Annotated in this window: 13 protein-coding genes; 2 read left to right on the top strand and 11 right to left on the bottom strand. The window is 67.8% G+C overall.

Annotation, left to right across the window (positions count from 1 at the left end; translation table 11 throughout):
- The gene (locus NO360_RS13600; RefSeq protein ID WP_256308341.1) at nucleotides 1-654 is read left to right on the top strand and encodes a potassium channel family protein; all 654 of its coding nucleotides are present in this window, start codon (nucleotides 1-3) and stop codon (nucleotides 652-654) included.
- A gap of 144 nt (nucleotides 655-798) precedes the next feature.
- On the opposite strand, the gene hisE is transcribed toward NO360_RS13600, so the two are convergent.
- Nucleotides 799-1101, bottom strand: a complete 303-nt coding sequence (gene hisE / locus NO360_RS13595; RefSeq protein ID WP_256308340.1) for a phosphoribosyl-ATP diphosphatase — start codon at nucleotides 1099-1101, stop codon at nucleotides 799-801.
- A 220-nt stretch (nucleotides 1102-1321) separates the two neighbouring features.
- Between hisE and NO360_RS19095 the strand changes: the two genes are divergently transcribed.
- Nucleotides 1322-1804, top strand: coding sequence for a DUF7344 domain-containing protein (locus tag NO360_RS19095; RefSeq protein ID WP_425601427.1), 483 nt, complete (start codon nucleotides 1322-1324; stop codon nucleotides 1802-1804).
- A gap of 157 nt (nucleotides 1805-1961) precedes the next feature.
- Here NO360_RS19095 and NO360_RS13585 read toward each other — a convergent pair whose 3' ends face one another.
- From NO360_RS13585 to NO360_RS13540, 10 genes are all read right to left on the bottom strand, one after another.
- Nucleotides 1962-3659 carry a PAS domain-containing protein gene (locus NO360_RS13585; protein WP_256308338.1) on the bottom strand — a complete coding sequence of 566 codons (1698 nt, stop codon included), beginning with the start codon at nucleotides 3657-3659 and terminating at the stop codon, nucleotides 1962-1964.
- Nucleotides 3660-3815: 156 nt separating this feature from the next.
- On the bottom strand, nucleotides 3816-5675 hold the full coding sequence (locus NO360_RS13580) for a PINc/VapC family ATPase (protein ID WP_256308337.1): 1860 nt from the start codon (nucleotides 5673-5675) through the stop codon (nucleotides 3816-3818).
- A gap of 84 nt (nucleotides 5676-5759) precedes the next feature.
- Entirely contained in the window at nucleotides 5760-7457 is a 1698-nt protein-coding gene (locus NO360_RS13575) for a methyl-accepting chemotaxis protein (RefSeq protein ID WP_256308336.1), read from the bottom strand.
- A gap of 198 nt (nucleotides 7458-7655) precedes the next feature.
- On the bottom strand, nucleotides 7656-8303 hold the full coding sequence (locus NO360_RS13570) for a non-canonical purine NTP pyrophosphatase (protein WP_256308335.1): 648 nt from the start codon (nucleotides 8301-8303) through the stop codon (nucleotides 7656-7658).
- Between the two features lie 141 nt (nucleotides 8304-8444).
- Entirely contained in the window at nucleotides 8445-8729 is a 285-nt protein-coding gene (locus NO360_RS13565) for a DUF5808 domain-containing protein (protein WP_256308334.1), read from the bottom strand.
- Between the two features lie 275 nt (nucleotides 8730-9004).
- On the bottom strand, nucleotides 9005-10606 hold the full coding sequence (locus NO360_RS13560; protein ID WP_256308333.1) for a bifunctional N(6)-L-threonylcarbamoyladenine synthase/serine/threonine protein kinase: 1602 nt from the start codon (nucleotides 10604-10606) through the stop codon (nucleotides 9005-9007).
- A gap of 33 nt (nucleotides 10607-10639) precedes the next feature.
- Entirely contained in the window at nucleotides 10640-10954 is a 315-nt protein-coding gene (locus NO360_RS13555; RefSeq protein WP_256308332.1) for a 30S ribosomal protein S24e, read from the bottom strand.
- Between the two features lie 86 nt (nucleotides 10955-11040).
- On the bottom strand, nucleotides 11041-11589 hold the full coding sequence (locus NO360_RS13550) for a GTP-dependent dephospho-CoA kinase family protein (RefSeq protein ID WP_256308331.1): 549 nt from the start codon (nucleotides 11587-11589) through the stop codon (nucleotides 11041-11043).
- Nucleotides 11590-11594: 5 nt separating this feature from the next.
- Complete coding sequence (spt4, locus tag NO360_RS13545) at nucleotides 11595-11792, bottom strand: transcription elongation factor subunit Spt4 (RefSeq protein ID WP_256308330.1); 198 nt, start codon at nucleotides 11790-11792, stop codon at nucleotides 11595-11597.
- Complete coding sequence (locus tag NO360_RS13540) at nucleotides 11793-12371, bottom strand: DNA-directed RNA polymerase (RefSeq protein WP_103992872.1); 579 nt, start codon at nucleotides 12369-12371, stop codon at nucleotides 11793-11795. It abuts the gene before it with no gap.
- Between the last annotated feature and the right edge of the window lie 2 nt (nucleotides 12372-12373).

Below are 12373 nucleotides of genomic sequence, written 5' to 3'. Positions count from 1 at the left end.
ATGACCGGAACCCTCGACGTGATCATCGCCGGCGGCGGTAGAGTCGGCTTCCAGACAGCAGAACTGCTCGCAGACCGCGGCCACGACGTCACGATCATCGAACGCGACGATCGCGTGGTCTCCGACATCGCCGACGAGTGGGTCGCGACGGTGATCCACGGCGACGCGACCGACCCGGCGATCATCGAACAGGCCGATGTCGGGAAAGCCGACGTGATCGCGGCGCTGACGGGCGAGAGCGGGCTGAACCTCGCGGTCTGTTTGGCCGCCTCGGAGCTGGCCCCGGAGATCCGAACGGTCGCCCGGATCGACCGCAAGGCCCGCGAGTCGTACACCCGCTTCGTCGACGCGGTGCTGTTCCCCGAGCGCGCCGGCGCGCGGGTGGCCGCGAACGAGATCAGCGGCAGCGACGTCCAGACGCTGGCGGACGTGACGGGGACGCTCGACATTATGCTCGTTCGGGTCGCCGAAGGCGCTCCGGCGGCCGGCAAGCAGCTCTCCGAGGTCCGCTTCCCGGCGGGGACGCTGGTCGTCTCCGACGAGAACGGACAGCGGATCGCGCGCTCCGACACGACTCTCGCGGCCGGCGGCCGATACGTCATCGCCGTCGAACCCGACGTCGTCGACGAGGTGATGAACCTGTTGCAGGGGTAACGCCGCCGATATACCGCGGTTGGACGCTCACTCGCCCGGGTTCGGACTCGTACCAGCCGGGCGATCGGACTGCCGGCTGTCAGTCCGCGGCAGATCCTCCTCTCCGGAGCCGTGAAGCTCCTGAGAGAGCGATACCCGGCAGCTTCAGAACCGCTCGCGGAGTTCGATCCGGAGGTCGTCCAGCGTCGCGTCTTTCATCGCGAGCAGCACGAGCAGGTGATACACGAGGTCCGCGCTCTCGGCCAGCAGTTCTTCATCGTCGTCGTCCTTCGCGGCCAGGATCGCCTCCGTCGTCTCCTCGCCGAGCTTCTCCAAGACGGCGTTTTCGCCCTTCTCGTGGGTGAAGAGCGACGCCGTGTACGACTCTTCCGGAAGCGTCTCCTTCCGGTCCTCGATCGTTGCGAACAGTTCGTCGAGGACCGCTTCCGGCGGCGTATCGGGTTCCATACCCGTGCGTGTCGCGGTCGGGAAAAGAATCGTCCGGTTCGGCGACGGCGGCACCCCTGAGAGGCCTCTTGGCAGTGCGCTCCCGGATCCGCGAGGACGGTCGCCGATGGCGCATCGGCGGTCCGGCACTCGTGCACCTCGCGCGTCCAGCGTCCCCGGAACCACATCTGCCCGTCCCGCGTCGCTCGCCGCAGTGAGGGAGTGTTAACACTGTCCAAAAATGCATAAATTGAGCGCAGATCATTTCATCATTATTATTTGTACTCGATTTATTCTTTATTTTGTCAAAAACACTTATCATCGCCCTATCTGTTTGTCGCACCACCGGCTAATGAGGACAACAGACGCGGCCGATCTGCATACACTCAGCAACGCATTCGAACTACTGGGGCACGAGCGGCGTCTCCGTGCGATTCTGTGTTTACGGGAATCCGAGGGCCGGATGCCCATCCGCGATCTCGCGACCGAGATCGCCGCTGCAGAGCAAGGATCATGCCCGGACGAGGTCTCCGATGAGACCGTTACCCGCGTGTACATCTCACTGCTCCACACGCACCTGCCGCGGTTGTACGAGCTGAACGTGGTCGAATATCACCGCGCCACCGAATACGTGGTGTTCACGAACGGCTCTCCGGCCGTCGAAACCATCATGGACACCGTCGCCGACGCATATCTCTCTCCCGCCGTCGAAACGTCCGTCTGACCCGTCGGGACCGCCGTACGCGACTGTCGAGACGAGGACGCAACCGACTCTCCGGGCGGGATGGACCGTGATCCGCTGCTCCCGATCGATCGACCGTTCGAGTCCGTCGGCGACGCCGCTATCGCTCCGAGCGCGAGCGGTGTGGACGGCCCCCAGTCTACCCGTCGGATCCGCCGTCAGCGTCCGAGGCGCGCTGCAACTGTATCGTCACGACGCTGCCGCGCGGGTCGTTCTCCTCGAACGAGAGGCGGCCGCCGGCGCTCGTGATCAGCCAGTGGACCAGCCACAGCCCCAGCCCCGTCCCGTGAGAGAGCGGGTCGATCTCGTGTTCGCCCGTCAGAACCTTCCACTCGGTCGGCGGGATCCCCGGGCCGGTGTCCGCAACCCGAATCCGCACGTGAGTGCCCGTCGCTTCGACGGAGAGGCTGACCCGCGGCGACTCGCGGTCGGAGTGGACCGCGGCGTTCTCGAGCAGTTCGCAGACGGCGCGTTCGACGCCCGGAATCGCGACGACGGCGACGTCGTCGGGACAGTCGAACTCGACGTCGAGGTCCGCCTCGGGATGGACCTCGCGGAACTCTCGAACCTCCGTGCGGAGCCGATCCAGGAGCTGAATCCGATGGCGCGCCCCCGACGTCTCGATGAGGTCGAGGATCTCGCGGTACGTCTCCGCGAGGTTCAACAGCCGTCCGCCGACCCGCTCGATCTGTGCCGCGTCGGCCGCGAGGTCTCCGTCGGCCGACTCCTGGATGGCCTGCGCCTTCCCGAGGATCACGTTCATCTCGTTTCTGAGGTTGTGTCGCAACACCCGAGAGAGTACGTTCAACTGGCGCTCTCGCTCCTTCAGCGGTGTGATGTCCGTCTGGATCGCCACGAACTCCCGGACCGTCCCCGAGTCGGTAACGGGCGCGACGGTCTGTTGGGCGTAATACAGCGACCCGTCGCGACGCTCGTTGAGGATCTCATCCTCCCACACCTCCCCCGACTGGACGGTCGCCCACAACTCCGCGAAGTAGTCCTCGGGCATCTGTCCCGAGTCGAGAAACTCCGGCGTCCGGCCGATGGCGTCCTCGCTCGCGTAGCCCGTGATCTCCTCGAACGCGGGGTTGACGTACGTGATCGTGCCGCTGTCGTCGGTGATGTAGATGGCGTGCCCGGCGGTCTCGATGGCGCGGCGGAACCGGCGTAGCTTCCGTTCGCGTTCCTTCCGCTCGGTCACGTCGCGCGCGGTGAGCAGCACGTGTCGTTCCTCCTGTTCGGGGTACCGCACGCACGCCGTCCGCGCCGCGTACCACTCCACTCCGTCGTCCCGCGCCATCGGGTACTCGGTCCGTTGGGTCTCGCCGGTCTCGGCGGTCCGCTCGACCGCTTCGCGGACCGCCGCGGCGGTCTCCTCGGGCAGGACCTCCTCGACCGCGCTGTCGACGATGTCGTCCGGGGGGTGGACAGTGATCCGGTCCTCTCCGGAGAGGACCTCCCGGTAGCGCGCCGAGTCGTCGAGGAGAAAGATGTACTCCGGTGACGCGTTCATCGCCGCCCGGAGCCGGTTCCGACTCGCCTGCAGTTCCCGGTTCATCGCTCGCAACTGTGCCTTCGTCTCGTTCTCCTGTCGAACGTACTGCACCAGATAGAACACGAGACCCACGACGAGGACGGTGACGAGGAACGCGGGCGCTTCCCGCACCGCCTGTCCGACGTCGAACAGCGTGAGTGCCTGCCGCAGCGCCATCAGGGAGAGCAGCACGACGAGAAAGACGAACCGGCGGTCGCGCTCCCGGTACAACAGATACACCGAGAGCCCGACCCCGAGGGTACGGAGCAGGAGCGACAGCAGGATCGGGGTGGTCACGAGCACGGACGGTGGCCCTCCGGACGAACGGTCGGTCGCCCCCGACTCCGAAGTGCGCGACGGCGGAGGGGACCGACCATTGCTACACTCGCCGTGTAGCGAAGCCCGCGGTGATAAACCTATCGAGAATCGTGAACGTTTCCCGAAAACCAGGACTGACTCTCAGGCCGGGTGGACCGTGATCCGCTGTTTCCGGTCGATCGCCTGTTCGAGTTCGTCGGCGATGGCGCTCCCCCGCGACACCTGGATGTCGCCGCCGCGGCCGACCGTCGCGGTGAAGAGGTACTCGCCGTCGGCCCGGATCTCGACGGTCTCGCCGACGTGTTCGTCCATCCGGACGACGACGTGCCGGGAGGTCACCTCGGGCGTGACGACGACGCCGTCGTCGGAGTCCCCGCGCCCGCCGGAACCGGACGATCCGCCCGATCCGCCGCTCGCCCCGGGCTTCTCGTCGTGCGTCCGCACGTCGATGTCGATGCCGAGTCGGTCCTCGACGTCGGAGATCCGGCCGCCGCCCTTGCCGATGACGTAGGAGATGTCGTCCTCCTCGACGTAGACGACCGCGTCGTTCTGCCCCTTCAGTTCGACGTCGACGTGCCCGCGGGCGATCGATCTGATCTCGCGTTCGATCTCCTGGCGGGCGAGTCGGCCGACGCCGGTCTCGTCGCTCCCGTCGCCGTCGCCGATCGGAACGGTGACGACCTGGCGGTTGAACGTGTAGATCTCGTACTCCGGTTTCCCGGTCTCGAAGTCCGCGACCTGGATGACCGGGCGGGCGAGGTCCTCCGCGGTGAGGCCCTCGGGCACCTTCACTTCCGTCGTCACGTCGTAGACGGTGTCGACGCGGCCGTCCTCGATGTACACCACCGTATCGACGACCTGCGGGATCATCCCGAGTTCGACGCGGCCGACGAGCCGCTGGAGGGCGTCGATGGCGCGGGTGGCGTGGACGACGCCGACCATCCCGACGCCCGCCAGTCGCATGTCCGCGAAGACGCCGAAGTCCTTGGTCTTCCGCACCTCGTCGTAGATGGTGTAGTCCGGTCGGACTAAGAGGAGGGAGTCGGCCGTCTTCTCCATATCGCCGCCGAGGGCGGTGTACTGGGTGATGTCGTCGCCGACCTGGAGGTCGCGGGGCTTCTCCATCGTCTTCACCGCGTAGTCCGAGTCGGTGAGGAACTCCGCGACCGCCTGCGCGAACGTCGACTTCCCCGCCCCGGGCGACCCGGAGATGAGGACGCCGCGCTGGCGCTCTTTCAGCCGGTCCTTGAGTTCCTCGGCGAACTCGTAGTCCTCGAGGTCGGTCTTGACGATCGGCCGGACGGCGGTGATCTCGATGCCGTCGGCGAAGGGGGGCCGAGCGACCGCGATCCGGTAATCGCGGAACTGGACGATGCTCATTCCGGGCTCCGACAGTTCGAGGAAGCCCTCCGAACTGCTGCGGGCGGTCTCCTCGATGTCGTCGGCCCACTCCTTCATCGTCGCCTCGTCGCTCACCGCCTCGTCGATCGTCTGATAATGCATCTCGCCGATGTCCCCGCGTTTGGCCTTCGGCTTCGTTCCGGTCTTCAGGTGGACCGACATCGTCTGCTCGTCGAAGAACTTCTCGATGACGAGTTCACCGGAGCCGCGGACGCGCGGTTCGACGTACTCGACGTCGAGGCCCTTCGCCTTCGCGACCTCCGACTGGACGACGTCGCTCGTGAGCAGCGTCGCGCCCTCCTCCTCGGCGACGTCGCGGATCAGCGCGTCGATGTCGCCCTCGTGGGCTCCGGTGGCCTCGCTGGGCTTCGTCCGCCGGCCGACGTATCGGACGTCGACGCGGCCCTCGTCAGCCAGCGCTGCGAGTCGCTGGAGCTCTTCGAGCCCCTCCCATCCCGTGTCGAAGCCGTCGTTGGCCTGCGATTCGAGTTCGCCGACGACCGCCTCCGGGACCAAAATCGGCCCCGCGTCGTCCTCGGACTCGACCCGCTCGGACACGCGACCGTCGATGACCGCGCTCGTGTCCGGCACTATCTTCATATTCTCCGGTTCGACCGGCGGACGGATAAGGCTATAGACTGCGGGTCCGCGTCGGGTGTCGGGGCCGCCCGCAACGAGGGGCTCTCAATCGTCCGAGGGAGCGCTTGCCGCCGAGGACTCGACGGGCCCGCCGAGGTCTGCGCCGTCGCCGACCCGCTGTCCGTCCGCCCGTTCGCCGTCGCCGTCGAGAATCTCGAAGGAGTCGACCAGGTCGTCGAGGCCGCTCGCCTGCGCGGTGAGCGTGGCGGCCTGCGATTCGAGTTCGCCGAGCGATTGCGACTGCTTCGTCGCGTCCTCGACCGCGGCGGTCGTCTGGGCGGTCGTCTCCTCGGAGATGTTCGCGACCTCGTCGACCCGCGCGGAGACATCCTGCGCGGACGTGGCCTGCTGGTCGGTGGCGTCGCTCACCTCGCGGATGCTCCGGTCGATCCCCTCGACCTCGCTCACGATCGACTCGAACTCGTCGATGGCGGTCTCGACGGTGTCGACGCTGGATTTGACCTGCTCGTCGGTCTCGTGGACGATCGAGAGCGTCTCCTCGGAGCGCTCTGTCACGTCCGCGATGAGCCCGGACACCTCGTCGGCGGACTCGCGGGTCTCCTCCGCCAGCGCCTTGACCTCGCGGGCGACGACGCCGAACCCGTCGCCGGCGTCGCCGGCGTGCGCCGCCTCGATCGAGGCGTTGATCGCGAGCAGGTCGGTCTGGGAGCCGATCTCGTCGATGAACGCCGCGACCTCCTCGATCTCGTCGATGTGCGTGGCGAGTTCCTCCATCGCCGTCGCCGCCTCGTCGATCTGCCGTTCGACCGCGTCGAGTTCCTCCATCGCCGTCGTCGCGACGTCGCGTCCCTCGCGCCCGCGCTCGGCGGCGCGCTCGGCCGTCCCGGCGACCTCGTCGGCCGAGGCGGCGATCTCCTCGACCGTCGCCGAGAGCGTCGAGAGCTCCGAGGCGACGGTCTGGAGGTGCTCGGTCTGCTCGTCGGCCCCGTCCTCGATCTCGTCGACGGCGGCCGCGACTGCCTCGCTCGACTCGGTCGCGCGCTCGACGTGCGTCCGCGCCTCGTCGCTCATCTCCGCCACCCTGTCGGCGAACGTCTGGACCTCGCCGATCGTCGCCGAGAGCGTCCGGAGGAACTCGTTGTACGAGCGCGCCACCTCGCCGTAGCGCTCGTCCTCTTCGGCGAGTTTCTCGGCCGGCATCAGCGCCGTCAGGTCGCCCTCGCGGGCGCGTTCGGTGGCCTCGCCGAAGGCGTCGACGAGCCGCTGGAGCGCCCGCGTGTGGGTGGTGAGGTCGGTCGCCATCCGGCCGAGCGAGTCGCCGAACTCCCCCGGCAGCCGCTCGTCGAGCACGGGGTCGTCGAACTCCCTGTCGGCCATCGCGGTCGCCTGCGCCGAGACGAGTCGGAGATGCTCGTGCATGTCGCCGAAGTCCTCGACGAGTTCCGCGATCTCGTCGTTACCGTCGGTCGTGGGGGGCGACGTCGAGAGGTCGCCCGCGGCGACGGCGGACGCGGACGCCGAGAGCTGATCGATCGGATCGACGACGTCGCGGCGGACGATCAGCACGGTGTTGAGGAACGCGACGGTCGCCCCGGTCAGGAGCAGTATCGAGAGCACTGCCGTCGTTCGCCCGCTCGTGACCCACGGGAGGCCCGCTTGGGCGACCGAGATGCCGAACTGGATCCCGACCGCGGCGAGCACTTTCCGGGCGACGGAGTGAGAGATTCCGAGCGCGTCCATCGTTCCCCAGAGGAGGCGTTCGTACGATTCGAGTAGGCTCATACGCTGGCCCACCGGACGCTTACGCTTAAGTCTGTTATCGCGTTCTCACTCACTGATAACGGGACCCCCCGCGAGAACGGAGCGGTATCAACGTTCGCGTCCCGCTATCAGTTTCGATACACAGTTGACGGACACCTCGCCCGCGCTCTCTCCCTCGACTTCGAGAGAATCCGGCGTCGCCGACGGACAGGTCCGCCGCTACTGGGTTCGTTCTTGCGCCCACTCCGCGAACTTCGCGAAGGCCCGTCCCCGGTGGGAGACGGCGTTCTTCTCCTCGGGACGCATCTCGGCGAACGTGGTCCCGTCGTGTTCGAAGATCGGATCGTAGCCGAACCCGCCCTCGCCGCGCGGTTCGACGATCCGGCCGGGAACGCTCCCGTGAAACAGTTTCACCGGCAGCACGTCGGACTCGCCGTCGTCCTCGCTCGCCTCGGCGGCCGCGTCCGCGGCCGCCGCCGCGCTCCGGTCGTCGCGGTCGATCGGATCCGGACTCGCCTCGAACGGCTCGCCGTCGCAGTACGCCAGGACGCACCGGAACGACGCCCGGTGCGGCTCCGCCGTCTCGCGCTCGACGAGTCGCTGGACCGCCTCGACGCCCAGCGTGTCCTCGACGTACGCCGAATACGGGCCGGGGAAGCCGTCGAACCCCTCGACGAACAGGCCGGCGTCGTCGACGAGGACGGGTTCGTTCGCGTGCCGGTACGCCTCTCGCGCGCCGCGCGCGGCGATCGGATCGAGATTCGACGCCTGGACCTCGGTGTAATCGTAGTCCAACTGCTCGACGCCGTCGAGGTACTCCCGCGCCTCCCGCACTTTCCCCGCGTTCGTCGTGACGTAGCGAAGCATCTACCGGAACGTGCGTCGAGTCGCGAGAAAGTATCGTCGGTTCCGCGCCGCCGACGCAACGAGGAGTCGACACGGGACGGGGCGCCGTCGCCCCGGTCACCTCCATACCGCCGCGGCTCCCGGTCGACCCCGAAGGCCGCTTCAGTCGACGATAACTTCGACCGGCCCGTCGTCGTCCTCGTCGGCGTCGAGGTCGCCCTCGCCGCTCCGGGACTTCTGCTCCTGCCAGAGGAGACCGCCGACCACGAGGAGGGCGACCCAGGAGCGCCAGTTCGCGAGGTTCAGCGTGTAGCCGATGCCGAAGGGCTTCTTCACGAGCATTCCCTCGCCGGGCTTCCAGTACGACGCGAGCATCCGACCGATCGACGGCCGCTCGAAGTTGTACGGAATCCCGAGGATCTCTCCCTGCTTCGGTTTGTCTGCCATACGACAGGGTACGCCGGGCGGTAATAAATCGTTTTGGCATCGGCTCGCTGACAGTCTGTCGGGGATCGGCGGACAGTCGACCGCTCCCCGACGCTGACGTTTATGTACGAGGGGGCGGCCATCGTCCCCGTGACGTAGCAGCCACCCCGCGTCGGGCCGCGATCGCTCGGCACGTCGGCGCGGGACAGGGGAGCGGCCGCCAGTCGGGCGAGGGACTGGCCGGCCCCCCAGCCAGGTGCCGACTGTTCGCCCCCAACGCCGCTCCAGCCCCGGCTTCACTGGTACCGTCCGCGTCCCTCGATCTCCCGGAGTCGCGTCCGGACCGTCTCGTCGCCGACGGCGGCGTACCCCGCCTCGACGGCGTCGAGCAACGGCTCCGCGTCGGCGGCGGTTCCGGCGACGCTCTGCTTGAACACGTGGAGATCCATCGCGTGGTCCTCGACGTGGCCGGTGTGGTAGCCGAGGCCGAAGTCGATGAGGTACGTCCGCTCGGCGTCGACGCGGACGTTCCGGGTCGTGGGATCGCCGTGGACGAAGCCGGCGCCGTGGACGGTCGCGAGGTGTCGTCCGACCGCCCGGCACCGGTCCGCCGAGAGCGCCGCGGCGAGGTCGTCGTCGCCGACGCGCTGGAAGACGAGCGTCCCCTCCGTCGGGTCGACGTCGTAGACGACGGGCGTCGGGACGCCGACGCGACGCGCGGCGCTCGTGAGCCGCGCCTCCGCCCGCGTGCGCTCGGCGCGCAGGCGGTCGTCGAGCGCCGGATGCCGGTACGCCTTCGGGACGCGCCGCTTGATCACGCGGTCGTCCTCGATCGTCACGGTCGCCTCCGCACCGCGAATCGTTCCCGAGGCCGTCGGATCGCGGACGACTGACTCGTCGTCGCCGCGCCAGGTCACCGCGACCTCGTCGGGTCGGAAGTTCGGGTCGACCGCGGAGTCCGGCACGTCGATCGTGTCGCCGACGGCGTACATCTTCGCGCCCAGGACCGCGATCATCCCGGCGTTGTCGCGGAGGAACCGCGGTTCCGGCGCGTAAAAGTCCGCGCCGCGCTGCTCGCACATCGACGCGAGCATCTCCCTGAGGCGCGCGTTCTGGCCGACGCCGCCGCCGAGGACGAGTTCGTCGGTCCCCGTCAGCGACAGCGCCCGTTCGGAGACCTCCGTCAGCATCGCGAAGATCGTCTCTTGGAGGCCGGCGCAGACGTCCTCGACGGGCACGCCGTCGTCGACGGCGTCCTTCGCCGCCGACATAATCCCGGAGAAGGAGAAGTCCATCCCCTTTACGACGTAGGGAAGGTCGTGGTACTCGCCCGCCTTCGCTCGCGCTTCGACCTTCGGGCCGCCGGGGTGAGACCAGCCGAGGTGCCGCGTGAACTTGTCTATTGCATTCCCAACGCCGGTGTCCATCGTCTCGCCCAGAATCCGGTAGCGGCCGTCGTGATAGCCCAACAGGTGCGCGTTCGCGCCCGAGGCGTTCAGACAGACCGGCGACTCGAACCCCGATCGGTGGCGACCGATCTCCAGGTGCGCCACCATGTGGTTGACACCGACGAGCGGCACCGACAGCGTCTGCGCCAGCGCCCGCGCCGCGGTGCCGACGATACGGAGGCACGGGCCGAGCCCGGGACCGCGTGAGAACGCGACGGCGTCGACGCCGAGGCCGTCCGCGCTCTCACCGGGAGTCGTCGCCGCGTGATCGAGAATCGCCGAGACGACTTCGGGGATCGCCGATCCCATATGCTCGGCCGCTTCACGCGGGTGAATGCCGCCGCTCTCGGGTTCGTAGGGATCGGATTCGATGACGACCTCGTCGGTTTCGGTGTCGTAGAGCGCGGCGCTGGCGGCCCAGGCGGTCCCTTCGATTCCGACGATTCGCATCGAGAAGGTGTGTTAGGTCGCTGTGCGGCCGAATCAGGCCTCTTCGGCTTCCGCTTCGCCGCCTTCCTCGGCCTCGATCTTGTTCCGATCGAGCATGTAGTCCTGCTCGATGTCGCGGGCGAAGTCCGGCGACTCGTAGACCTTCGCGTAGCCGACGGTCTTTCGCATTCCGAACTTCGTGTCGAGTTCGTGGACGACGACTTCCGCCGAATCCTTGTTCAGTTTCGCGGCGAGGCTGTCGCGAACGGAGAGCCGCGAGGGCGTCGCGTCGTCGTGAACGATCTCGAACCGGACGTCGGTCCGATGCAACATCGGATTCTCGTCCTCGGAGATAATGTCGATTTCCATGGTTCAGTTGTCCTACCATCCTCCCGAAAGGAGTAAAAGGATTTCGAAGAGGCGAACGCGGTCCGTCGTCGACGCTCCGACGTCGTTCAGCGGGACTCCTCGGTCGCGTCGACGCCGAGGATCGCCAGCGCGCTCGCGACGTCGCCGTCCATCTCCTCCAGCAGCGACCGCATCTCGGCCTTCGCGTCCTCGGTGACGTCGACGCGGACCATCCCCTCGTCGGGCTGGCCGTAGACGACCGTCGCGCCCAGCGGGGCGGCGAGCACCGCCGGCAACGCGGCGAGGTCCTCCTCGCCGTCGACGACGATCGTGATCGGATCAGCGGCGGCGACGGCCTCGGCGAGCGCGGACAGAAGCGACTCCGAGAGCGCGCCGGGTGGACTCTCGACGTCGCGCCTGTGCTCGGGATCCGACAGCGCCTCGCGGATCTCCGCGTCGACCGCCTCGCGCTTCGTCTTCCCGTCGACGAGCGCGACCGACGGCGCGTGACCCGCCTGCCGCAGGTGATACGTGACGACGTCGCCGACGGCGATCACGGGGCGGCCGGCGTCGGCGAGCAGCGCCGCTGCGTCGGTGTAGACGGGACCGAAGGGGTCCTTGAACGAGCCTCGCAAGTCGTCTGGGAGCGTGAGCATCCGCCTCAGCGGACCTTCAGCGCGTAGCCGCCCGGCTCGTTGACGTTCATCTCGTCGGCGATCTCCGATCGCTCGGGGTGCGTGATGACGACGTAGCCCGCCCAGTCCTCGGTGAGACTGCTGGAGCCGCAGTTCTCACACGCCTGCGCGTCGCCGTGATTGATGTAGTGACACTCCCGGCAGGCGAGACGGGATTCGGCCATCTACTCGCCCTCCGCTCCGGTCGTCGCGGTGTTCGCCTGGCGGTCGGCTTCCAGCCAGCCGTGCTTGCCGAGCCCCGGCTGTTTGGCGGTCAGGCCGATCTTCGAGTCGCGCGGGTTGCGCTCGTCGATGCTCTTCGTCACGACGCGCACGCGGACGGAGTCGCCGACGCTCAGCGTCCGGTTCGACTCCGTCGACGCCAACTGCTGATTCTCGCCGTCGTAGGCGAGGTATTCGTCGGAGATCTGTGAGACGTGCAGCAGCCCGTCGACCGGGCCGATGCCGACGAAGGCGCCGAACTCCACGACTTCGACGACCTCGCCGTCGACGACCTCCTGCATCGAGGGGTCGAACGTGATCGCGTCGAACTCCGCCTCGTAGTAGACGCCGGCGCGGCCGGGGAGCACTGTCCCCTCGCCGATGTCGTGTACGTCGACGACGCTGACGACGCTGCCGACGTCCTCGTCCATCCGTCCTTCTAGTTTGTCCTGCAGGAGCCGCTTGACCCGCTGTGGCGTCACGTCCGCGAGGTGCTTCGGCGGTACCTCGACTGTGTCTTTGAGTCGTACCCGTTTGTACATAT

This window comes from Halobellus litoreus, from assembly GCF_024464595.1.
GTDB classification, from domain to species: Archaea; Halobacteriota; Halobacteria; order Halobacteriales; family Haloferacaceae; genus Haloquadratum; species Haloquadratum litoreum.
This window is presented reverse-complemented; position numbering and strand designations above follow the sequence as displayed.